Origin of the sequence: Mycobacterium sp. shizuoka-1, assembly GCF_002723835.1 — a bacterium.
In the GTDB taxonomy this organism is placed as follows: domain Bacteria; phylum Actinomycetota; class Actinomycetes; order Mycobacteriales; family Mycobacteriaceae; genus Mycobacterium.
The window spans coordinates 4,386-27,525 of record NZ_BEWG01000042.1; the positions used below are offsets into that span (position 1 = coordinate 4,386).

Annotated in this window: 20 protein-coding genes; 8 read left to right on the forward strand and 12 right to left on the reverse strand. The window is 69.5% G+C overall.

Translation table 11 applies throughout. The features are described 5' to 3' along the window. The first annotated feature begins 80 nt into the window (after positions 1-80). A complete protein-coding gene (locus MSZK_RS13810; RefSeq protein ID WP_099248708.1) occupies positions 81-770 on the forward strand; it encodes a metal-dependent transcriptional regulator in 690 nt (229 codons plus the stop codon). Between the two features lie 4 nt (positions 771-774). Here the strand turns inward: MSZK_RS13810 and MSZK_RS13815 are convergent, their stop codons facing one another. Further along, positions 775-1,833, reverse strand: a complete 1,059-nt coding sequence (locus MSZK_RS13815) for a DUF4192 domain-containing protein (RefSeq protein ID WP_099248710.1) — start codon at positions 1,831-1,833, stop codon at positions 775-777. A 187-nt stretch (positions 1,834-2,020) separates the two neighbouring features. Here MSZK_RS13815 and sthA point away from each other — a divergent pair, with 187 nt between their 5' ends. Further along, positions 2,021-3,433: a Si-specific NAD(P)(+) transhydrogenase gene (sthA, locus tag MSZK_RS13820; protein ID WP_099248712.1), complete on the forward strand. Its 1,413-nt coding sequence runs from the start codon at positions 2,021-2,023 to the stop codon at positions 3,431-3,433. Here the strand turns inward: sthA and MSZK_RS13825 are convergent. Beyond that, the gene (locus MSZK_RS13825) at positions 3,430-4,212 is read right to left on the reverse strand and encodes a serine protease (protein WP_371411336.1); all 783 of its coding nucleotides are present in this window, start codon (positions 4,210-4,212) and stop codon (positions 3,430-3,432) included. The two genes, sthA and MSZK_RS13825, sit on opposite strands and share 4 nt — an antisense overlap. A 189-nt stretch (positions 4,213-4,401) precedes the next feature. On the opposite strand from MSZK_RS13825, the gene MSZK_RS13830 reads away from it, so the two are divergent. From MSZK_RS13830 to MSZK_RS13840, 3 genes are read left to right on the forward strand one after another with little or no spacing between them, the layout of a single operon-like run. After that, a complete protein-coding gene (locus tag MSZK_RS13830; RefSeq protein WP_099248784.1) occupies positions 4,402-5,376 on the forward strand; it encodes a proteasome assembly chaperone family protein in 975 nt (324 codons plus the stop codon). A 34-nt stretch (positions 5,377-5,410) separates the two neighbouring features. Then, positions 5,411-6,433 (forward strand): alpha/beta fold hydrolase, encoded by a 1,023-nt coding sequence (locus tag MSZK_RS13835; RefSeq protein ID WP_099248716.1) that lies wholly within the window; start codon positions 5,411-5,413, stop codon positions 6,431-6,433. Positions 6,434-6,467: 34 nt separating this feature from the next. Further along, on the forward strand, positions 6,468-7,154 hold the full coding sequence (locus tag MSZK_RS13840; protein ID WP_099248718.1) for a PhzF family phenazine biosynthesis protein: 687 nt from the start codon (positions 6,468-6,470) through the stop codon (positions 7,152-7,154). Positions 7,155-7,161: 7 nt separating this feature from the next. Here the strand turns inward: MSZK_RS13840 and nrdR are convergent, their stop codons facing one another. Together nrdR and MSZK_RS13850 are read right to left on the reverse strand one after the other, a co-directional pair. Beyond that, a complete protein-coding gene (gene nrdR / locus MSZK_RS13845) occupies positions 7,162-7,626 on the reverse strand; it encodes a transcriptional regulator NrdR (protein ID WP_099248720.1) in 465 nt (154 codons plus the stop codon). A gap of 164 nt (positions 7,627-7,790) precedes the next feature. After that, on the reverse strand, positions 7,791-8,282 hold the full coding sequence (locus tag MSZK_RS13850) for a LysM peptidoglycan-binding domain-containing protein (protein ID WP_099248722.1): 492 nt from the start codon (positions 8,280-8,282) through the stop codon (positions 7,791-7,793). Between the two features lie 241 nt (positions 8,283-8,523). Here MSZK_RS13850 and lexA point away from each other — a divergent pair, with 241 nt between their 5' ends. Then, positions 8,524-9,213 carry a transcriptional repressor LexA gene (gene lexA, locus MSZK_RS13855; protein WP_099248724.1) on the forward strand — a complete coding sequence of 230 codons (690 nt, stop codon included), beginning with the start codon at positions 8,524-8,526 and terminating at the stop codon, positions 9,211-9,213. Between the two features lie 18 nt (positions 9,214-9,231). On the opposite strand, the gene MSZK_RS13860 is transcribed toward lexA, so the two are convergent. Next, positions 9,232-11,406: an LGFP repeat-containing protein gene (locus MSZK_RS13860; protein WP_099248726.1), complete on the reverse strand. Its 2,175-nt coding sequence runs from the start codon at positions 11,404-11,406 to the stop codon at positions 9,232-9,234. A 248-nt stretch (positions 11,407-11,654) separates the two neighbouring features. Continuing rightward, positions 11,655-12,827, reverse strand: a complete 1,173-nt coding sequence (locus MSZK_RS13865; RefSeq protein WP_099248728.1) for an acyl-CoA dehydrogenase family protein — start codon at positions 12,825-12,827, stop codon at positions 11,655-11,657. 100 nt (positions 12,828-12,927) lie between these two features. Between MSZK_RS13865 and MSZK_RS13870 the strand changes: the two genes are divergently transcribed. Both MSZK_RS13870 and MSZK_RS13875 read left to right on the forward strand, forming a co-directional pair. After that, on the forward strand, positions 12,928-15,210 hold the full coding sequence (locus MSZK_RS13870; RefSeq protein WP_099248730.1) for a molybdopterin guanine dinucleotide-containing S/N-oxide reductase: 2,283 nt from the start codon (positions 12,928-12,930) through the stop codon (positions 15,208-15,210). A gap of 135 nt (positions 15,211-15,345) precedes the next feature. Continuing rightward, positions 15,346-16,752 carry a PE-PPE domain-containing protein gene (locus tag MSZK_RS13875; RefSeq protein ID WP_099248732.1) on the forward strand — a complete coding sequence of 469 codons (1,407 nt, stop codon included), beginning with the start codon at positions 15,346-15,348 and terminating at the stop codon, positions 16,750-16,752. Here MSZK_RS13875 and MSZK_RS13880 read toward each other — a convergent pair. The 6 genes from MSZK_RS13880 to MSZK_RS13905 all read right to left on the reverse strand — a co-directional run bounded on the left by MSZK_RS13880 (position 16,749) and on the right by MSZK_RS13905 (position 22,840). After that, on the reverse strand, positions 16,749-17,867 hold the full coding sequence (locus MSZK_RS13880; protein ID WP_099248734.1) for a PE-PPE domain-containing protein: 1,119 nt from the start codon (positions 17,865-17,867) through the stop codon (positions 16,749-16,751). The genes MSZK_RS13875 and MSZK_RS13880 overlap by 4 nt on opposite strands. Before the next feature lie 129 nt (positions 17,868-17,996). Then, complete coding sequence (gene hflX / locus MSZK_RS13885) at positions 17,997-19,400, reverse strand: GTPase HflX (RefSeq protein WP_099248736.1); 1,404 nt, start codon at positions 19,398-19,400, stop codon at positions 17,997-17,999. Positions 19,401-19,457: 57 nt separating this feature from the next. After that, positions 19,458-20,327 (reverse strand): diaminopimelate epimerase, encoded by an 870-nt coding sequence (dapF, locus tag MSZK_RS13890; protein WP_099248738.1) that lies wholly within the window; start codon positions 20,325-20,327, stop codon positions 19,458-19,460. Next, entirely contained in the window at positions 20,324-21,250 is a 927-nt protein-coding gene (gene miaA / locus MSZK_RS13895; RefSeq protein WP_099248740.1) for a tRNA (adenosine(37)-N6)-dimethylallyltransferase MiaA, read from the reverse strand. The genes dapF and miaA overlap by 4 nt, the downstream gene beginning before the upstream one ends. 1 nt (position 21,251) lies before the next feature. Further along, entirely contained in the window at positions 21,252-21,938 is a 687-nt protein-coding gene (locus MSZK_RS13900) for a hypothetical protein (protein WP_099248741.1), read from the reverse strand. A 20-nt stretch (positions 21,939-21,958) separates the two neighbouring features. Further along, a complete protein-coding gene (locus tag MSZK_RS13905) occupies positions 21,959-22,840 on the reverse strand; it encodes a DMT family transporter (protein WP_099248743.1) in 882 nt (293 codons plus the stop codon). Positions 22,841-23,140 lie beyond the last annotated feature (300 nt).

Sequence of the window (23,140 nt, forward strand, 5' to 3'; positions counted from 1 at the left end):
GCACACTGCTGCGTGCACCGGTGTTGTATGACCATTTCCCCAGCTAGCCCAGTAGACTCGGGACAGACGAAGGGTGCCCTATGAACGACCTGGTCGATACCACCGAGATGTATCTCCGCACGATCTACGACCTCGAAGAGGAGGGCGTCATCCCGCTGCGCGCCCGCATTGCGGAACGGCTGGATCAGAGCGGCCCGACGGTCAGCCAGACGGTGGCGCGCATGGAGCGCGACGGCCTGCTTCATGTGGCCGGCGACCGGCATCTGGAACTGACCGAGAAGGGCCGCGGGCTGGCCGTGTCGGTGATGCGCAAGCATCGGCTCGCCGAGCGCCTGCTGGTCGATGTCATCGGGCTGCCGTGGGAAGAGGTGCACGCGGAGGCCTGCCGGTGGGAGCACGTGATGAGCGAGGACGTCGAACGCCGCCTGGTGCAGGTGCTCGACGATCCGACGGTCTCCCCCTTCGGCAACCCGATTCCCGGGCTGTCGCTGCTGGGCATCGACCTCAACCAACGCGAGGAGCAGAACCTGGTGCGCCTCACCGAGCTACCGCCCGGCACTCCGGTCGCCGTCGTGGTTCGGCAGCTGAGCGAGCACGTCCAGGGTGACGTCGAGTTGATCGGCCAGCTCAAGGACGCCGGCGTGGTGCCCAACGCCCGGGTCCAGGTCGAGAACAGCCCCAGCGGTGCGGTGACGATCCTGATCGGCGGCCACGAGAACGTCCACCTGCCCCACGAGATGGCCCACGCCGTCAAGGTCGAGAAGGTCTGACCGCTCACACCGCGCGACGGCCTCGCGTCCGCCGCGGCGGAAGCCGCACACCCAGCCGCTTGGCCAGCCGGTAACCGGTTCCGGCCAGATCGCGGATCTGTTCGGGCCGCATGCCGGACTGCAGTGCGGCATCGAGCATGGTGGCCATCCGGTGCTCCGGGTCGCAGCGCAACGCCGCCTCCAACGACAGACCGGCCAGCGGGCCGTCACCGCGGGCGTAAGCCGAAAACGCCAGCAACACAAGCGCTTCCACCCGCCACGGTTCGGGAAGCGTGCGCGCCAACAGGGTCCACAGCGCCTCGGCGGGGCCGGCGCCGGCACCGACGGCCAACGCGTACAACGTGTCTCGGACGGCCACATCGGTCAGCGCGCACGCCATCGCCGCCAGCTCGGTGTCGTCCAGTTCGCCGCCGTCGGACACCCGCGCACCCAGCGCCATCGCGGCCTCCACGTCCCGGCGGCCGCATCCGTCTGGATCCACCCGCCAGTCCCCCTCGCGCGCCTCGCCGCGTTCGGCGATCAAAGGCAGCAGGGCCCCGCTGCGGTCGGCGTCGACCGTTGCGACCACGGCTTGCAGATCGGCCCGGCGCAGGTAGAGCCGACGTCCGTCGAGCACGGCCGCGGCCGCCAGCGGCGAGGCCATCGGATCCTCCACCGCGCCGGATTGCCCACAGCCGTCGACGCAATGCCAGCGCCCACCCGCCTCGATCCGGTCCACGACGTGGGTGGCGTAGATCTCGATGCCATGGTCGGACAGCGCGGAGGTGAGCACACCGCACAGCTCACGGTAATCCTGGTTGCACATCGGGCACGCGGCGCCGTCGGCGTCCACGATCACCACCACCACCTCCTCCGCGCCCGAGGCGTCGGCGAGATCGGCCAGCCGACACAGCTCACCGATCCCTGCGTTCGACAGGTCCAGGCGCATCACCGCGCCCATCTCGCCGTGCTCGAGCGACACCAGCACCAGCGACTTCTCCGGCACGAAGCCGAGAACGGCGGGCAACGCGGCGATCAGCGCGCCGGGACGGGTGAAGCGGTAGTCAGGTTCGTGTGTGGTCATGACCCGACGCTGTCAACCGGCACCGTCGAGATCCCACCGCCGGCGCCTGCCCGGGCCGGGGGCTGTGGATGAACGCAGAACTGGGGATCGACGGCGTCGTTCGGCATATCGGGCCGCAGCGATTGTTCATGTCGTATTGACATCGTCGGCATGCGAGATTCGGCAAACCGGCGTACACCTTTTCCTCATGAGTGTGGAATACGACCTCGTCGTCATCGGCTCGGGACCCGGCGGGCAGAAGGCGGCCATCGCCGCAGCCAAGCTGGGCAAGTCGGTGGCCGTCGTCGAACGGGGCCAGATGCTCGGCGGTGTCTGCGTGCAGACCGGCACGATCCCGTCCAAGACGCTGCGCGAGGCAGTGCTGTACCTGACCGGGATGAGCCAGCGCGAACTCTACGGAGCCAGCTACCGGGTCAAGGACAAGATCACCCCGGCCGATCTGCTGGCCCGCACCCAGCACGTCATCGGCAAAGAAGTCGACGTGGTACGGAACCAGTTGATGCGCAACGGAATCGAGCTCTACGTCGGCCACGGTCGGTTCATCGACGAGCACACCGTGCTGATCGAGGACCCCACCCGCGCCGAGCACATCACGATCAGCGGCCGGTACGTGATCATCGCCACCGGCACCAAACCGGCCCGGCCCGCCGGAGTGGAATTCGACGAGAACCGGGTGCTGGACTCCGACGGCATCCTCGACCTGAAGACCATCCCGACCTCGATGGTGGTGGTCGGCGCCGGCGTGATCGGCATCGAGTACGCCTCGATGTTCGCCGCGCTGGGCACGAAGGTCACCGTCGTGGAGAAGCGCGACACGATGCTGGACTTCTGCGACCCGGAGATCGTTGAGGCGCTGCGCTTCCACCTGCGCGATCTGGCGGTGACGTTCCGGTTCGGCGAGGAGGTGACCGCGGTCGACGTCGGAGCGGCCGGCACCGTCACAACCCTGGCCAGCGGCAAGCAGATCCCGGCCGAGACCGTCATGTACTCGGCAGGCCGCCAGGGCCAGACCGACCACCTCGATCTGTCGAACGCCGGCCTCGAAGCCGACAATCGCGGCCGGATCTTCGTCGACGACAAGACCTTCCAGACCAAGGTCGACCACATCTACGCCGTCGGCGACGTCATCGGCTTCCCCGCCCTGGCCGCCACCTCGATGGAACAGGGCCGGCTGGCCGCCTACCACGCCTTCGGCGAGCCGACGGCCGGCATGACGCTGGTCCAGCCGATCGGCATCTACTCGATCCCCGAGGTGTCCTACGTCGGCGCCACCGAGGTGGAGCTCACCAAGGACGCCATCCCCTACGAGGTCGGGGTGTCCCGCTACCGTGAGCTGGCCCGCGGCCAGATAGCCGGCGACTCGTACGGAATGTTGAAGCTGCTGGTGTCCACCGAGGATCTGAAGGTCCTGGGCGTCCACATCTTCGGGACGGCCGCCACCGAGCTGGTGCACATCGGCCAGGCGGTGATGGGCTGCGGAGGGACTATCGAGTACCTCGTCGACGCGGTGTTCAACTACCCGACGTTCTCCGAGGCCTACAAGGTCGCGGCCTTGGATGTGATGAACAAGCTGCGGGCACTGAACCAGTTCCGCCGCTAGCACTCACTGTCGAAGGCCTGCGGCGCGATGTCGCCCGGACCGCCTGCCTCGGCGCGCGCCAACAACGCCGCCGTCGCGGCGTCGAACGGTGACGAGTAGGAGATGTCGTCCCGGCAGCCGCCCCCGTCGCGTCCGCCGGTCACCCCGATCACGGTCGAGCCGGTGATCCACGGGGCGCCGCTGGTGCCGTCGACCAGGCCGCGGCAGGGCAGCCTCGGATACCCGTCCGGATCGATCCCGGCGACCGTGTCGCAGCCCAGCGGCGGACCGCCGACGCCCAGCGGGTAGCCGAGCACCGTGACCGCGCCGAGGTCGGCGGGCGGCACGCCGAGGGTCAGCGCCGGGCCGGTCACCGACTCGAGCGCGCCGCCGCCCGGCCTGCTGACCCGCGCGAACGCGTAATCCGCCTTCGGGTCCTGAGCCGCCAGCCAGCGCGGATCGAGGTAGACCGCGTCCACGGTCCACACGTCGTCCGGTGCGGCCGTGTTGTCGAACCCCGGAACGAACGTGACGGGCAGACCCGACGCCAGGCAGTGCGCCGCGGTCAGGATCAGATCATGGGTGGTGGAGCGCACCACCGAGGCGGTGCAGGTGTGAGTGTCGGTGCCGCCGAGGAACAGCGCCCCCACCGCCGCTCGGGGCGTCACGGGCCGGGCGGACGTGGTCACCGACTGCGCGGCGGACTCCTCGGCGGCCTTGGCCGGCGGCTCGGCGGAGGTGCGGCAGCCGGCCACCGACGTGGCCACCGCCACGCCCAGCAGCACAGCCACCGTCCTCATCTGCACGATCATGCCCGATTCGGGCGGCGCCGACCTGTCGTGACCACCGCTCGCCGGGAACGCCGGGCAGCACGCCCGCGTTGTGCAACACAGGCGCTATCGATGGCACCGGCCCGAATCTGAGAGACACTGTGTGTCTCGGTGTGCGAGCGCAACGATGTGACCGGGCACCGCGAGGAGGCGGAGACGATGACTGACGAGCAAGGACAGCAGTACCAACCCGAGCAGACCGGCATGTACGAGCTGGAGTTCCCGGCCCCGCAGCTGTCCGCGGCGGACGGGCGCGGACCGGTGATGATCCACGCCCTGGAGGGGTTCTCTGATGCCGGCCATGCCATCCACCTGGCCACCGAACACCTCAAGAGCAAGCTCGACACCGAGCTGGTGGCCTCGTTCGCGATCGACGACCTGCTGGATTATCGGTCCCGCCGGCCGCTGATGACCTTCAAGACCGACCACTTCACCGACTACGACGATCCGCAGCTGAACCTGTATGCCCTGCGTGACAGCATGGGCACCCCGTTTCTGCTGCTCGCGGGGCTGGAACCGGACCTGAAATGGGAGCGGTTCGTCACCGCCGTGCGGCTGCTGGCCGAGCGGCTCGGGGTGCGCCAGACGATCGGCCTGGGCACGATCCCGATGGCGGTGCCGCACACCCGGCCGGTGACGCTGACCGCCCACTCCAACAATCGCGAGCTGATCGCCGATTTCACCCCGTGGGTCGGTGAGGTCCAGGTCCCCGGCAGCGTGTCCAACCTGCTGGAATACCGGATGGCCCAGCACGGTCACGAGGTCATCGGTTTCACCGTGCACGTGCCGCACTACCTGGCCCAGACCGACTTCCCGCCGGCCGCCGAGGCGCTGTTGGAACAGGTCGCCAAACTGACTTCGCTGCAGGTGCCGCTGCGGGCCCTCACCGATGCCGGCGCGGCTGTGCGCACCAAGATCGACGAGCAGGTAGAGGCCTCGCCGGAGGTCGCTCAAGTGGTGACCGCACTGGAGCGCCAGTACGATGCTTTCGTTGCCGCTCAAGAGAACCGGTCGCTGCTCGCCCGCGACGAGGATCTCCCCAGCGGTGAGGAATTGGGCGCGGAATTCGAGCGGTTCCTGGCCCAGCACGCCGAGGACTTCAAGGACGGTTTCTCCGACAACGGCGACACCTGACGCGAAGCCCACCGCACCGACGACGGGGTTGCACATGACGCAGCGAAAGCCCAACCTGCAGCCGGTGCGGGAGGTGACGCCCACCCTGCACTTCCGGACCATTCACGGCTATCGTCGAGCGTTCCGGGTGGCCGGCTCCGGCCCGGTGCTGCTGTTGATCCACGGGATCGGCGACAACTCGACGACGTGGCATTCGGTGCACAGCAAACTCGCCCAGCGGTTCACCGTGATCGCCCCGGACCTGCTCGGCCACGGCCAGTCCGACAAGCCGCGGGCCGACTACTCGGTGGCGGCCTACGCCAACGGCATGCGTGATCTGCTCAGTGTGCTCGACATCGACCGGGTCACCGTGGTCGGGCATTCGCTCGGCGGCGGTGTAGCGATGCAATTCGCCTATCAGTTCCCGCAATTGGTGGAGCGACTGATTCTGATCGGCGCCGGCGGTGTCACCAAGGACGTCAACATCGCCCTGCGGGCCGCCTCCCTGCCGATGGGCGGCGAGGCGCTGGCACTGCTGCGGCTGCCGATGGTGCTGCCGGCCCTGCAGGTCGCCGGCCGGGCGCTGGGCGCACTGTTCGGTTCGACGGGACTGGGCCGGGATCTGCCCGACGCGCTGCGCATCCTGACCGACCTGCCCGAGCCCACCGCATCGTCGGCCTTCACCCGCACCCTGCGCTCGGTGGTGGACTGGCGCGGCCAAGTGGTGACCATGCTCGATCGCTGTTACCTGACTGAATCCGTTCCTGTGCAACTCATTTGGGGTGACCAGGACGCAGTCATCCCGGTCAGTCACGCCCGCATGGCACACGCGGCGATGCCGGGTTCCCGGTTGGAGATCTTCGGCCGTTCCGGCCACTTCCCGTTCCATGACGATCCTGACCGCTTCGTGGAGGTCGTCGAGCGGTTCATCGATTCGACCGCGCCCGCCGACTACGACCAGGACGTGCTGCGGCAGCTGCTGCGCACCGGCCTGTCCGAACGGTCGGTCACCGGAACGCTCGACACCAGGGTGGCGGTGCTCGACGCGATGGGCACCGACGAGCGCAGCGCGACCTGACCACCGCCCCGCGCGGGCGTCGTAGAGTCGGGACATGACCATCGACGTGACAGTGCTGCGGGTGTTCACCGACGCGCACGGCAACTTCGGCAATCCGCTGGGTGTGGTCGACGCGGCAACCGTACCCACCGGCGATCGCCAGCGTGTGGCCGGCGAATTGGGTTACAGCGAAACGATATTCATCGATCTACCGGGCGACGGGTCGACCACCGCGCACGCCCGCATCTTCACCCCGGCCACCGAGCTGCCATTCGCCGGCCATCCGACGGTGGGTGCCGCCTGGTGGCTGGCGCAGCGCGGGACCCCGGTGCATACGCTGCAGGTGCCGGCCGGCATCGTGCAGGTCAGCCACCGCGACGACCTGACCGTGGTGCGGGCCCGCGCGGAGTGGTCGCCGGAGTTCGCCCTGCATGAAATGGACTCGGTGGACGAGCTGTTGGCGACCGACCCGGCGGACTACTCCGACGGCGCCGAGCACTACGTGTGGACGTGGCTGGACCGCGGCGCCGGGCACATCCGCGCTCGGATGTTCGCCACCGACCTGGGCGTTGCCGAGGACGAGGCGACCGGGTCGGCGGCGGCGCGGATGACCGACTATCTGAGCCGCGACCTCACCATCACCCAGGGCGCAGGCTCACAGATCTATACGACGTGGAATTCCGAGGGATGGGTGCTGATCGCCGGGCGTGTTGTCGGCGACGGCGTGCGACAACTGGACTGACGCGGGCTCAGCCCGAGGTGCCGACCGCGCGATGGGCGCGCAGTGCCTCGATCTCGCGTTCGAAGTCCTCGGCAGAGCTGAACGAGCGGTACACCGAGGCGAATCGGAGGTAGGCGACCTCGTCGAGTTCACGCAGCGGACCGAGAATGGCCAGACCGACCTCGTGACTGGGGACTTCGGGGGAACCGGCGGCCCGCACGGTATCTTCGACCTGCTGGGCGAGCAGGTTCAGCGCGTCGTCGTCGACGTCGCGGCCCTGGCAGGCCCGGCGCACACCGCTGATGACCTTCTCCCGGCTGAACGGCTCGGTCACCCCGCTGCGTTTCACCACCGCCAGCACCGCGGTTTCCACGGTGGTGAATCGGCGGCCGCATTCCGGACAGGATCGGCGACGCCGGATGGCCTGGCCTTCGTCGGCCTCCCGGGAATCGACGACACGGGAGTCGGGGTGGCGACAGAACGGGCAATGCATGACCGCTCCTTCGCCTCCGCCGCAGCCCGATCCTTCGAGCCACCCAGAGCCTACCTGCGCGGTCCACCGGGCGGCCATGTCCCACGAACTGAGCGGACCGTGGCGGCCGCTATCGAGGCCGCTTGTCCGGCATCCTTTTTGGCCGACGGCTACGGCGTGACGGATCACCCGATCGGCGCGATGAGCGTCTGCCCGGCGTCCAATGAGGCCGAATCGAGCTTGTTCAGATCGCGAATGCGCGCCATGACCTGCCCGGCAGGCGCGTCAGGCGCCACCCGGCCGGCCAGTTGCTGCAGCGTCTCCCCGGCCTGGACCTGGACCACCGCGAGCTGGTCGGGCAGCTGCTCGGCGGCCGCAGGGGCCCCACTGAAGTGGCCGACCATGCCCAGCCAGAACGTGATCAGTGCCGCGGCACCGGCCAGCGCGAGGGTGACGGCGGTACTCACCGTCCGCCGCCCGTGCGGCGCCCGCGACACCGCCACCCCGGTACCCGGGTAGCGCATCGGGGCGCCCGCCGGGCGGGCCGGGTAGGGCCGGTGCGCACGGGCACCCGCGGGGCGACGTCGAGCCGGCGCACCCGGCACGACCGCCGCCCGGGGGCGCATCGGACGCGCCGGTGCCGAATGGAAAACCTGCCGATCGTCGATGACTGTCACGTCTGGTTCCTTCCTCCGAGACCGCCCGCTGTTCGCTCTTGTGTTCGAACTGTACTCGATCATGCGTTCGAAATCCGAACACCTGAGCGAGCGTGTCTGAAGAATAAATCGACCCACCGACAACTTTGATTCCCGCCGTTTCACCCGGTCGCCCGGCCGTTCGCGGGACCGGCGTGCCGCCGACACGCCACGGTCGAACACATGTTTGATTATCGATGGCCGCACGGCTAGATTCGGGAGCATGAGCGACCGGACTGAGACATCAGGCAAAGACGCAGGGACGAGCAGCGATTCCGGGCTGACCGAGCGGCAGCGCACCATCCTCGACGTGATCCGGGCCTCGGTCACCAGCCGCGGCTATCCCCCGAGCATCCGTGAGATCGGCGATGCCGTCGGCCTCACCTCGACGTCGTCGGTTGCGCACCAATTGCGCACCCTCGAGCGCAAGGGCTACCTGCGGCGTGATGCCAACCGGCCCCGCGCCGTGGACGTGCGCGGTGCCGACGACTCCGTGACCGCGGTGCAGACCGACGTGGCCGGCTCGGACGCACTGCCCGAACCGACCTTCGTCCCGGTCCTGGGCCGGATCGCCGCCGGTGGGCCGATCCTGGCCGAGGAGGCCGTCGAGGATGTCTTCCCGCTGCCGCGTGAGCTGGTCGGCGAGGGCTCGCTGTTCCTGCTGAAGGTCGTCGGCGAATCGATGGTCGACGCCGCGATCTGCGACGGTGACTGGGTGGTGGTGCGCCAGCAGAACGTCGCCGACAACGGGGACATCGTCGCCGCGATGATCGACGGCGAAGCCACCGTCAAGACGTTCAAGCGGACCAGTGGTCAGGTCTGGCTCATGCCGCACAACCCGGCATTCGACCCGATCCCCGGCAACGACGCCGCCATTCTCGGCAAGGTCGTCACCGTCATCCGCAAGATCTGAACGGGCTGGCCGGCGGGCTCACTCCGCCTTGACGAATCCGTTCGCCTGGGCCAATTCCTCACTGGCGAACCACACTTCGGGCACGGTGTGGTCGTAGAGGGCCGAATCCGGCGTGTAGTACAGCCCGGAATGGGTGTTGGCCTTGATCACGTAGCCATCCGGCGCCTGGTACGGATCCGACAGCGGCAGGTGGATCGCCGGACGGGAGGCGGTGGCGCCGGCCGGCACGTCGGACTGCAGCACCTCCGCCGGCTCGGTCGCCGGCTGGGCCTCATCCCCGGCGTCTTCGGGGTGTACCACGTCCTCGGTGTCGACGATGTCGGCCTCGACGATGTCCTCGGTCTCGATCTCCTCGGGTTCGGGCTCGGCGGCGCGGCGCCGCCGCGGAGTACCGAGTTCACCCATGTCCAGGCGCCACATCGACTGCGATTCGCCGAGGTTGACCACCGCGTGCCGACCCGAATCGCTGGAGCGGTCGTCGTCCTCGATCTCCTCGACCTCGACGTATTCCTGCTCGACGTACTCCGGCTCCTCCGGCACCTGCGCCTCGGGCTCCTCGGCGGCGTCGCCGAACTCGGCGGGCTCGGCGGGGATGCGGGTCGGCGTGGTGTCGATCGAATCCTGGTCACCGTCGAACACGTCCTCGGGGCCGGGCATCGACTTGTCCTCGTCGTCCCCGGTGTGCGCCCAGGTGAATCCGGGCGCCTGGGTGACCAGTCCGCGGCCACCGTCGGGGTACGTCGAGAACCGGTCGGCCGCGGACGTGCCCGATTCCGGTTCGGCCGGCCAATGATCGTCGTCGTCGTACTCCGAGTCGTGGAACTCGTCGTCGATCTCCACCTCGGCGCCGCGGCGACGCTGCAGCCACAGCAGGCCCAGCGCGATGACCGCCACCAGCAGCAGCGCCGGGATGATGATGAGCAGCCACCACCAGTGCCAGGTGAAACCCTTGCCGGACTTCGGTGCGGACGAGCCGGCTTGCGGACCCGTCGCGGCCGGCACCTCCAGGCCCGACAACGACCCGGCCAGTTCCGGCGGCTTGGTGGTGAACGTGCTGCTGGCCTTGTTCCAGGAGATCTCACCGCCACTGAACTTCTGCGTCACGGTGTCGCCGTTGACGCTCTGCTCGGCGGTCGGCACGCCCAGTTTCCCGGTGGCGCCGCCCAGCTTCGCCCAGGCGGCGTTGATCGCGCCGCGCACCACGATCGCGCCGGTGTCGGGGGTCCAGAAGATCACCGGATTGTCGGCGGCGCTGAACGCACTGACCCGGCTGTTCGGTGCGCCTCCGTCGGCCTCGGTGCCGGTGGGCAGACCCAGGTCGCCGGTCGGGCCGCCGTCCTGCTCGTACTTGGACAGGATCGCGCCGGTCACGGCATGCGCGCCGGTGGCCGGCGAGTAGAAGATCTTGCCGCCGGCATAGTCCTGGGCGGCGCCGTCGCTGCCGACCTGTTGTTGGGCGCCCTGGCGGGCACCCAGCGGCCCGGCGAGCCCGCCTGCGGCCCGCCACGCCTGGTTGATCGCCGTGGTCGCGTCCGTCGGAACCTCGACGCCGGCCAGGTTTCCGGCCAGTTCGGGTGGCACGGTGGTGAAGGTCTTTGCAGCGCTGTCATAGGAGATCTCGCCGCCGGTGAACGTCTGGCTGATCACGGTGCCGTTGAAGGTCTCGGCTCCCGTGGGCACGCCCATCGTGCCGGCCGAGCCACCGAGCTTGTCCCATGCGGCGTTGATCGCCCCGCGCACCACCCAGGCGCCGGTGTCGGGCGTCCAGAAGATCGCCGGCTTGTCGCTGGCGCTGAAGGTGCTGACGCGGCTGTCCGGTCCCACCAGGCCCGCCACCTCGTCGATGGTGGGGAAACCGAGGTCGCCGTCGGCTGGACCGCCGAGCTCCTGGTAGGTGTCCAGAATCGGTCCGTACAGGAAGTGCGCGCCGGTCGCCGGGGTGAAGAAGTACTTGCCGCCGCTGAAGTTCTGGGCGAATCCGTCGCCGACCGGGTAGACGTCGCCGTCCTTGGTTCCCAGTGGAGAGCTGTCGCCACCGGCCGCCTGCCAGGCCTGGTCGATGGCATCACGTGCGTCACTGTCGGGGGTCGCGATCGCCCCGGGCGCCCACAGCAGAGCCGCTGTCGCCGTCGCGATGACGGCCAGCGCCATCCGCCCGACGCCTCTACCGAGACGACTTCCAAGCCAGGTCATGCACTCTCCCCGCAGTTTCGGTCAAGATGCCTTGCCCTTATCCTCCGCGTCAACTGTGCGACAGCACTTCGCGACACGCGGCGTTTCCCTAGATAAGCCGTCCGCGCGACAGGGGGAAACTCCGGAAAAATTGAGCACAATGCCCCGCAATTCGCCGCGCACGGGCCATCGAGAGCGGCCGTTCCGGGGTTAAATCCCCAGTTCAGCCCGATGACCCGCGCACGGCGTAACGGCGACGGCGACCCAGGCTAGACGCCCAGGCTGCGGCCGATGATTTCCTTCATGATTTCGGTGGTGCCGCCGTAAATCGTCTGCACCCGGGCGTCCAGGTAGGCCTTGGCCACCGGGTATTCGCGCATATAGCCGTATCCACCGTGCAGTTGCAGGCAGCGATCGACGAGATGGACCTGCTTCTCGGTCGAGTACCACTTGGCCATCGAGGCCTGCTCGGCGGACAGCTTCTTGTCGAGGTGCAGGCGGATGAACTCGTCGACCATGATCCGTACGGCGGTCGCTTCGGTGGCCAGTTCAGCCAGCAGGAAACGGCTGTTCTGCTGGCTGCCGATCGGCTTGCCGAAGGCCTTGCGTTCCTTGGTGTACTGCAGCGTCTGCTCGAGCACGCTTTCCATGGCGGCGGCCGCCATGACCGCGATGTTCAACCGCTCCTGCGGCAGGTTCTGCATCAGATAGATGAAGCCCTGACCCTCCTCGCCGAGCAAGTTCTCGGCGGGCACCTTGACATCGGTGAAGGACAGTTCGGCGGTGTCCTGGGCGTCCAGGCCGATCTTGTCGAGGTGGCGGCCACGCTCGAAGCCCTCCATGCCCCGCTCGACGACCAGCAGCGAGAAGCCCAGCGCGCCCTTCTCGGGGTCGGTCTGGGCCACCACGATCACCAGGTCGGCGTTGACGCCATTGGTGATGAACGTCTTCGAGCCGTTGAGCACGTAATGGTCACCCTGCTTGACTGCGCGCGTCTTGATGCCCTGAAGATCACTCCCGGTGCCTGGCTCGGTCATCGCAATCGCGGTGATGTACTCGCCACTGCAGAACTTGGGCAGCCAGCGTTGCTTCTGCTCCTCGGTGGTCAGCTCCAGCAGATACGGGGCGACGACGTCGTTGTGCAGGCCGAACCCGAGGCCGCTGTAGCGCCCGGCGGCGGTCTCCTCGGTCAGGATCACGTTGTAGCGGAAGTCAGCGTTGCCGCCGCCGCCGAATTCCTCCGGCACGGCCATGCCGAGAAAGCCCTGCTTGCCGGCCTCCAGCCAGACCCCGCGATCGACGATCTTGTCCTTCTCCCACTGTTCGTGGAAGGGGGCGACGTGCCGCTCGAGGAAGGACCGGTAGGCCTCGCGGAACAGTTCGTGCTCAGGCTCGAACAGGGTCCGCTCGTACTTGACGGTTGCGTTCTTCTCGACAGCCATGGGTTCCCTCCGGACGGCGTGGGTTTGCGAACGAGAATAACCAACCGGATGGTTGGTCGGCAAAGTCACAGGTCGGGGCGCCGCCGCCTAGAATCACGGGGTGTCTGACGCCCGCACGAGCCTCGCACATTGGGGAGCGTTCAGCGCGCACGTCGCCGACGGCGAGATCACCGCGGTCACACCTTTTCCCGGCGACACCGACCCGTCTGCACTACTCGGCAACCTCCCGGGGTCGCTGCGCCACCGGTCCCGGATCACCACACCGGCGATCCGCCGCGGTTGGCTGCGCGACGGGCCCGGACCGAGCGATGAACGGGGCGCCGACGAGTTCGTCGCCGTGAGCTGGGGGCAACTCACCGATCTGCTCGCCGGCGAGCTACGCCGGGTGGTCGACACCCATGGCAACGAGGCGATCTACGGCGGCTCCTACGGCTGGGCCAGCGCCGGACGCTTTCACCATGCCCAGAGCCAGGTGCACAGGTTTTTGAAAATGCTTGGCGGATATACCTTTTCGCGGCACTCTTACAGCCTGGGCGCCACCGGAGTGATCATGCCGCGGGTGGTCGGCACCCATGACGACCTGTTCAAGCGATCCACCGACTGGGACGTCATCGTCGAGCACACCGACCTGCTGGTGTGCTTCGGCGGCGTGAATCTGAAGAACACCGGCATCAACCACGGCGGGACCACCGGCCATCCGGCCCGCGCTGCCCTGCAACGGTTCCGCGCCAAGGGCGGCCGCATCGTGTCGGTCAGCCCGCTACGCAGCGACGTCGAGGGCGACTGCCGGTGGCTACCCGCGGTCCCGGGCACCGACGTGGCCATCATGCTGGCCCTGGCCTACGTGCTGGCCACCGAGGATCTCGCCGACCGCGATTTCCTCGACACCCACTGCACCGGCTACGAGCGGTTCGAACGCTACCTGCTCGGCACCGACGACGGGGTGCCGAAGTCGCCGCGGTGGGCCGCGGAGATCTGCGGCATCGACGCAGCCACGCTCACCGAGTTGGCCACGGCGATGGCCGGCCAGCGCACCATCGTCACCGTCAGCTGGTCGTTGCAGCGGCTGCGTCACGGCGAGCAGGCCCCGTGGATGGGACTGACGCTGGCGGCGATGCTGGGCCAGATCGGCTTGCCCGGAGGGGGTTTCGGCCACGGCTACGGTTCGATGAACGAACCCGGCCTGCCGCCGGTGCGGGTGCATCTGCCCGCGCTGCCGCAGGGCGCCAACCCGGTGCGCACCTTCATCCCGGTCGCCGCCGTCAGCGACATGCTGTTGCACCCCGGCGAGGCCTTCACCTACAACGGGCGCACCCTGACCTACCCCGACATCAGATGTGTGTACTGGGCCGGCGGCAATCCCTTCCACCACCACCAGAACCTGCCCCGGCTGCGCCGTGCGCTGGCCCGGGTCGACACCGTCGTGGTGCACGATCCGTACTGGACGCCGATGGCCCGGCACGCCGACATCGTGGTGCCCTCCACCACGGCTTACGAACGCGACGACTACTCCGGCTCACGCAACGACCCACTGCTGGTGGCGATGCCCGCGCTCGCACATCCCTACGCACAGTCCCAGGACGACTACACGACGTTCGCCGCACTCGCACACCGGCTGGGTTTCGGCGAGGAGTTCACCGAGGGCCGCACCGCCCGTCAGTGGCTGGTGCACATGTACGAGAAGTGGTCGGCGGAAATCGATTTCAGCGTCCCCGACTTCGACCGGTTCTGGGCCGATGGCCGTCTGTCGCTTCCGGTCGAGGCCGGGCTGACCTTGCTGGCCGACTTCCGCGCCGACCCGATGGCGCACCCGCTGGCCACTCCGAGCGGCAGGATCGAGATCTTCTCCGGCGAGATCGACAGTTTCGGCTATCCCGACTGCGCGGGGCACCCGCGCTGGTATGAGCCGGCCGAATGGCTGGGTGGACCGCGCGCCCGCGATTTCCCGCTGCACCTGATCGCCAATCAGCCCGCGACCCGGCTGCACAGTCAGCTCGACGGCGGCGCGGTCAGCCAGGACGCGAAAGTCCGCGGCCGCGAGCCGCTTCGGATGCACCCGGCCGACGCCGCCGAGCGCGGGCTGCGCGACGGTGACGTGGTACGGGTGTTCAACGACCGGGGCGCCTGCCTGGCCGGGGTGGTCATCGACGAGGCGCTGCGACCACGGGTGGTGCAACTGTCCACCGGAGCCTGGTACGACCCGCTGGACCCGGCAGACCCGGATTCGCTGTGCGTGCACGGCAACCCCAACGTCCTGACCGACGATGTCGGCACCTCGTCGCTGGCCCGCGGCTGCACCGGCGCCGCGGCACTGGTGCAGGTCGAGAGGTTCGATGGACCGTTACCGCCGGTACGGGCGCACGAGCCGCCGGTCATCCGCTGACCGCCTTCGCCACGATCGACCGGGGGCGAACCCGAAACGCCGATTTTCTCAGGTTCTTCTCACATTCCACTGCGGCCACGAGTGCGCTGGTGCGAAGATTCCAGCAATCTCGCTCGTCCTGAAGAAGGTTTGCTGATGCCTCAGATAGTCCGCTCCGTCGCCCGTTCGGTGCTGGTGGCCCTGCTGGCGATGGTCACGGCCGTCGTGCTCGCGGTGAGCAGCACGATCACCGCTGCCGTCAGCCTGGCGGCGGTGGCGCTGATCGTCCCCGGCACCGGCACCCCCAACCCGGCGGTGCCGCCGCTGGGCACCAACTACATGGAGAACGCGGTCAACTACTACATCCAGCCGCTGGATCCGGCCTGCGCGACGACGTGCACCCCCGAACCGGTCCCGTACATCGCGCAGTTCTGGCCGTTCCCGTTCGCCGGGTGGGGCGGCCTGAAGGGCGCGAAGTGGAACGTGTCGGTGGCCAGCGGAGTGGACAGCCTCAACACCCAGATCGACGCCGTCGACCCGGCCGAGGACATCGTGGTGTTCGGGTACTCGCAGGGCGCGACGGTGTCGAGCATCGTCAAGCGGCAGCTCGCGGCGGACAACGGCGGGGTCATCCCGGAGCGCTACTCCTTCGTGCTGATCGGTAACCCCAACCGCCCCAACGGCGGCCTGTTCGAGCGCCTCGCGGCGCTGGGCACCGTCCCGATCCTGGACGCCACCTTTGGCCAGCCCACCCCCACCGACACCACCGTGCTGCCCGGGGTGAACACCACCGACATCGCATTCCAGTACGACGGCGTGGCCGACTTCCCGGCCAATCCGCTCAACCTGCTGGCCGACCTCAACGCGCTGGCCGGGTTCTGGTACATCCACGGCACCTACCTGTCGCCGCGCGGAACCCAGCCGGCCACCGATCTGCCCTACGGCTACACGATCGCGGAGCTCGAACAGGCGATGGACTGCTCGCAGAGCCCGAAGAACTGCCAGACCTTCAACGACACGCTGTACATCACGATCCCGGCCAAGACCCTGCCGATCATGCAGCCGCTGCTGGACATCGGCGCGGCCACCGGCACCACCGCGCTGATCAAGCCCATCGTGGATCTGATTTCGCCGGTCACCCGGGTGCTGATCGAAACCGGTTACGACCGAAGCAATTACGGCCGGCCGACGCCGTTCACCATCTTCACCCCGATCAACCCGGTCACGTTGACCGTCGACCTGGCCAACGCGGTCGTGCAGGGGATCCACGACGCGCTCGGCGACGTGGGTGTCTCGGTGCCCGCACCGCCGACCGCACCGGCCCCCGCCACCAGCTCGACGACGGTGACCGCCGGCTCCAGTGAGCCGAACGCGGACAAGCCGGCCGTCGAGGCGGCCTCCAAGCCGGCGCAGCGCAAGCCGGTCGCCTCGGCCCGGCCCAGCGCGGCGGCGCGGCCGAAGCTCGGCAGCGGGCCGAAGAAGACCGTCGCCGGCTCCTCGTCCGCACCGGCGAAGGCGGGCACCGGCAAGAGCGCCCGCCCGGCGCGCGCCGACGCCGCTTAGGCCGCTCGCCCCGCCGCCCGCGGCACCCGATGGCCGGCGCCGCTCGGGGCTCGCACCGATCCCGAGCGTCCGCTGTGACCAACGGTTTTCGTTCCGCCGCGCCCGCGGTTCGCCGCCGGGGCCCTCGGCGTCGACACCAGCCGGCCGTGCGAAAAGTGCGGTCCGGCGGCGGGAGTCAGTTTCGAGTAGCCGGCGTCGACGACGGGCTTGAGCACTGAGTTCAGCGCGTCGACGGTGGCGGTCGGCACCCCCAGCTGCCGCAGCGGCTTGAGCATCGGCAGCGTCGGCGAGGGAATCAGGTACGTCGTGGTGGTGCCGCCCAATTGACTGGTCACCTGCGAGGTCACGACCGCGTCGGACGGCACGGCCAGGGCGGTGCCGTCGTGGAAGTAGGCCATGCCGAACAGCGAGTTCACCACCGCCAGCAGATTCCACGGCCGGTCGGGCGGGTCGGCCCAGAAGTCGTACTGGTGCACGACCACGCTGACGTCGTATTGGCTGTCGGCCAGCGGTCGCGCGGTGTAGTCCATCAGCGGCACCCAGGTGCCCGGCCGCAGGTAGATGTCGGCCAGGCCCAGCTCGGGGCCCGCGAACATCGCGAACGACACCAGGTCCGGCCGTGGTGCGTCGGATGACGTTGCCAGATAAGCCAATTCACGGTTGAGGACGAGGGTGCCCTCCGACAGTCCGGCGACCACGACGGGTGAGCCGCCGGCCACCGCGTTGCGGATCTGGTCGTCGAGGGAGGCCCGGCCCATCGCCACCGCGTCGTCGACGCCGGGAGCCGCCAGACTGAAACTGAGCAGACCGATGCTGGCCGGATAGTTGACCACCTGAGCCGAGCTGCCGGGGAACCAGTTCTGCCCGATCTGGTGGTTGAGCAGGTCGTAGGCGTCCAGGATCGACAGGGGCGGCCCGACGGCTTCGCTGGTCCCCGAGAAGTACAACCGGCCCAGCGGCAACCGGCCGACGAAGTTCGGATAGTAGAGCGGTCCCGCGCCGGGGACGGTGATCCTGGTCTGCGCCTGGACCGCCGGGACCGACACCACCCCGCCGACGATCATGGCGGCGGCGAACCCCGCGGTCGCCGCCGCCATCACCCGTGACCACCTCATCGCGTCCTCCCCCGGACGGTGTGCTCTCCCCCGGTTCAGGCTGCTCCGATCGGCGGCGCGGAGACAGGGCCGTTCGGCCCCCACCACAGGGGCATCAGTACCCGACGAGAGGTCCGAAACGACCCGCGGCTAGGTGGCGTACTGGCGCAGCCCGGCGGCCAGCGCCGCGGGCACCCGCGCCTTCAGTCGCGTGCCCGCCTCGGTGTGCTCGACGGCGTCGACGTGTCCGTCGCTGTGCAGGCGGGCCACCAGGTCACCGCGGTCGTACGGGATCGTCACGTCGACGGTGACCTCCCGCGGCTCCACGAGTTCGCCGAGGCGGGCCCGCAGGCGCGGCAGTCCTTCGCCGGTGTGCGCCGACACGAACACCGCATCTGGCAGCGCCCGACGCAGCTGGGCCAGCGTCAGATCGCTGGCGGCGTCGATCTTGTTGACCACCAACAGTTCCGGCGCGGGTGGCGCGTGGTGGTCGTTCTGCACCTCGCGGATGACCTGCCGCACCGCCTCGATCTGGGCAAGCGGATTGCTGTCGGAGCCGTCGACCACATGCACCAGCAGGTCGGCGTCGAGGACCTCTTCGAGGGTGGACCGAAACGCCTCGACCAGTTGGGTCGGCAGGTGCCGGACGAACCCGACTGTGTCGGTGAGCACGAACGGCCTGCCGTCGTCGAATTCGCCGCGGCGGGTGGTCGGTTCGAGCGTGGCGAACAGGGCGTTCTGCACCAGCACCCCGGCGCCGGTGAGCGCGTTGAGCAGGCTGGACTTACCGGCATTGGTGTAGCCGACGATGGCCAGCGACGCCATGTCGCTGTGCAAGCGGCGGCTGCGCTGGGTGTCGCGGATCTGCTTCATGTCTTTGATCTCACGGCGCAGCTTGGACATCCGCTCGCGGATGCGGCGCCGGTCGGTCTCGATCTTGGTCTCACCTGGCCCGCGGGTGCCCACCCCGCCACCGGCGCCGCCGGCACGGCCACCGGCTTGCCGTGACATCGATTCACCCCAGCCGCGCAGTCGCGGCAGCATGTATTCCATCTGGGCGTAGGCCACCTGGGCTTTGCCTTCCCGGCTGGTGGCGTGCTGGGCGAAGATGTCCAGGATCAGCGCGGTCCGGTCGATGACCTTGACCTTGACGACTTTCTCCAGGGCGTTGAGCTGAGCGGGGCTGAGTTCACCGTCGCAGATCACCGTGTCGGCGCCGGTCGCGATCACGATCTGGCGCAACTCCTGGGCCTTGCCCGAGCCGATGTAGGTGGCGGGATCGGGCTTGTCGCGGCGCTGGATGAGCCCCTCGAGCACTTCGGAGCCCGCGGTTTCGGCCAGCGCGGCCAATTCGGCCAGGCTGGCCTCGGAGTCGGCGGCGCTGCCTTCGGTCCACACCCCGACCAGCACGACGCGTTCCAGCCGGAGCTGGCGGTATTCGACCTCGGAGATGTCGGCGAGTTCGGTGGACAGCCCGGCGACGCGGCGCAGCGCGGCGCGGTCTTCGAGCGCGAGTTCGCCGACGCTGGGGTCGGAGGGGTCAGCTTTAGTCATGAGTGGTACCGATGGTGTCACGCCTGTGCAACGTCGTGCACCCCAATAACGTGCCCGTCAGTGCTGGGCCGCCCACCAGCTGTCGGCCACCTCGCCACGCGCCAGCAGGCATGACGGCCCGCGCAGGAAACTGCTGGCCGGGCTGATCTCCACGGTGACCTGGCCGCCGGGGATGCGCACGCGCAACGAGCCGGTCGACAGGTTGAGGTGGGCCAGGGCCGCGGCGGCCGCGGCCACCGTGCCGGTGCCGCACGAGCGCGTCTCTCCCACACCGCGTTCGTGTACCCGCATGCTGACCGCGCCATCACCACAGATGGTCAGCACCTCGACGTTGACCCCGTCGGGGAACTGGCCGTGGTCGAACTGCACCGGCCCGGCGACGTCGAGGGCGGCCAGCGCGGCCTCGCTGAGGCCGGGATCCAGGCAGGCCAGGTGCGGGTTGCCGACGTCCACCCCGAGGCCGGTGAAGTGCCGGCCGCCGACGGTGGCGGTGCCGGTCCCGAGCAGGTTGACCTTCCCCATGTCGACGGTCACGTCGGCGTCGACCGCGTCGGCGTGATGCACGACCACGGGTCGCGGGCCGGCCAGTGAGCCGACCACGAATTCGCTGCGCTGCTCGAGCCCGCCGGCCCGCAGGTAGTGGGCGAACACCCGCACACCGTTGCCGCACATCTGGGCCACCGAGCCGTCGGCGTTGCGGTAGTCCATGTACCAGTCGCCGGCCTCGACCCCGTCAGGCAGCCGGTCCAGCACGCCCGCGGCCACCACCGCACCGGCGGTGGTGACCCGCAGGACGCCGTCGGCGCCGAGGCCGCGGCGCCGGTCGCACAGCGCGGCCACCGCGGCGGGGGCCAGGTCCAGCTGCGCGTCCAGGTCTTCCAGCAGCACGAAGTCGTTCTCGGTGCCGTGGCCCTTGGCGAAGATCACGCGTTCAAGGATACGTCCCGCCAGGCGGCGATCACCTGGTCGGCGAGGTCGGCGCCCGCCCCGTCGAGCCACCGGATGCGATGGTCGCGGCGGAACCACGACCGCTGCCGCCGCACGTAGCGGCGGGTTCCGATGAAGGTCAGGTCCCGGGCCTGCGCCAGCTGGTCGGCGGTGCCGCCGGCGTCCAGCGCGGCGATCACCTGCGCGTAGCCGAGGGCACGGCCGGCGGTCACCCCGTCGCGCAGCCCGCGGCCGAGCAGGTCGCGCACCTCGTCGACCAGACCGGTGTCGAACATCGCGTCGGTGCGCTGTGCCAGCCGTTCGTCGAGAATGGCTGTCGGCCAATCCAATCCGATGATCAGGGTGTCCCAGCGGGGCGCCCCGATGCGGGGCGCCGAGGCGGCGAACGGCTGGCCGGTGAGTTCCACCACCTCCAGCGCGCGCACGATCCGGCGGCCGTCGGTGGCCAGGATCGAGGCCGCGGCGGCGGGGTCGCGGCGCGCGAGTTCGCGGTGCAGTGCGGCCACCCCGACCTCGGCGAGTTGCTGCTCCCAGCGGGCCCGCACCTGCGGGTCGGTGGCCGGGAAGGCCCATTCGTCGAGCAACGACTGGATGTAGAGCATCGAGCCGCCGACGATGACCGGCGGCACGCCGCGGGCGGCGATGGCCTCGACGTCGGCGGCGGCGGCCGCCTGATAGCGCGCGACCGTCGCGGTCTCGGCGACATCGAGCACGTCGAGCTGATGGTGTGGGATGCCGCGGCGCTCGGCGACGGTCAGCTTGGCGGTGCCGATGTCCATACCGCGGTACTGCTGCATGGCGTCGGCGTTGACGATCTCGCCAGCCAGGCGTTCGGCCACGTCCAGCGCCAGCGCCGACTTACCGGTGCCGGTCGGCCCGATCACCGCGATCGGTCGGGTCATGTCAGGGCGTCCAGACGCCGACGAAGTAGCCCACTCCGTACGGCGCGCCGCGGCTCAGTTCCTTGGCCGCCCGCGGTCCGGGGGCGGCGAGCCCGGCCAGCACCTGATAGGCGACCCGGCCGACGATGCCGGCCGGCAGCCCGGCCAGCGCGGTGAGGTCGCCGGCGGCCAAGGCGTCGTCGAGGGCGGCCTGCACCGGCACCGAGTCCGGGTCATAGCCGCCGGGTGCCGGCGGGGTCAGGGTGGTGGCGCCGTCGGCCACCACCAGCACGCCGACCGGGTCCGCGGCGGCGTCGATCTCGGCGCGCAGGTCCCGGCCCAGCGCCGCGGCCGTCTCGGCGGTGTGGTCGGCGCGGTACACCCGTACCTGGGCGCGGGCGGCGGGCCGGGCCTGGCCGCGCAGCCAGCCGGTGAACAGTGCGCACAGCGGAAGGGCGCTGATCGTCGCGGGCGCCTCCGGGGACAGGGCGACGGGGACGTCGACCCCGTATCCGGCGAAGGTGCCCCGGCTGTCGGGGGCGATGACCTGATCGTCGGGGCCGACGCCGACGGCGATCCAGTGGTCCGGCAGTTCGGCGGCGGCCGCGAGCGCGGCGGTGCGCAGGTCGGCCACCTCGGCCGCGGCAGCTCCGGCCAGTTCGGGTACCAGGACGGGCGCCGAGGGGGTCAGGGCGATCGCGGACAGCACGCCACACACGGTAGTGGCCGTCAGCCGGGCACCGTTTCGGCGGCGTCCGTCGAGGTGACCTCGCCGCGGGCCAGCGCCGCGGTGGCGAACACCATCGCCGCGAACGCGACGATGAGCAGGAACCAGCCCGCGTCGCCGGGCCGCAGCGTCTCGCCGAGCACGAACACACCCAGCACCGAGCCAACCACCGGTTCGGCCACGGTCATCGTGGGCAGCGACGCGGCCATCGACCCGGCCCGGAACGACGATTGCTGCCACATGGTGGCGGCGACCGCCACCAGCGCCCAGGCGTAGAGCTCGGGGCTGACCAGCAGCGCCACGATGCCGTGGTCGATACGGCCGACGACGCCCTTGGTGAGGACGGCGAACAGCCCCCACAGCGAGCCCGACACCAGGGCCAGCAGCACCGCGGCGGCCGGCCTGCCGGACAGCACCTTCGCCCCGACCACGCAGAGGACCAGGGCCGGGCCCATGATCGCGGCCACCCAGATCCACAGTTCGAGGCCGGCGCGCGAGTGGCCTTCGGTGGGGTTGCCGACGGTCACGATCACCGCCACCGAGGCGGCCAGCAGCACCGCCCACAACCACTGGGAGCGGCTGATCCGGCGGTGCGCGAAGTAGGCGCTCATCGGCAGGGCGAACAGCAGCGAGGTGACCAGCAGAGCCTGGACCAGCAGCACCGAGCCGAAGCCGAGCGCGGCGGCCTGGAAGGCGAATCCTGCTCCCCCGGCCACGCTGCCCACCCACCAGGTTTTGTCGCGTAGCAGCCGCTTGAACAGCTGGACGGGGCTCACCTGCTCGTCGGTGACCTCGTGAGTGGAGCGCTGCTGGATCACGTCACCGATCGCGATGAAGAATGCGGCGCACAGGGCAAGCAGGACAGCGATATCCGCTCGTGCCATGACTGATCTCCTCCGCCCTCGAAGCCGTCAGCCTGCCCGCCGATCGCCGCCGTCCGCAACCTCAGACCAGCCAACCCGGACGCACAGGTGACGTCGACCTGGTTCAATACCAACGAAGACGGCCCCCCGCAATCGCTAGGGCCGTCGACCATGCAGCAGTGGCGCCGCGTCGCGCGGCAGATGCGCGGGTCACCGCGCGGAGGGTAGGTGAGGTGAGCTCATGACCATCGACGACGCCAACTCCGGCGGTTCCCCGAAGCCGGCCCCGCGACCGGGGCCGCCGCGTCCCGTCCCCAAACC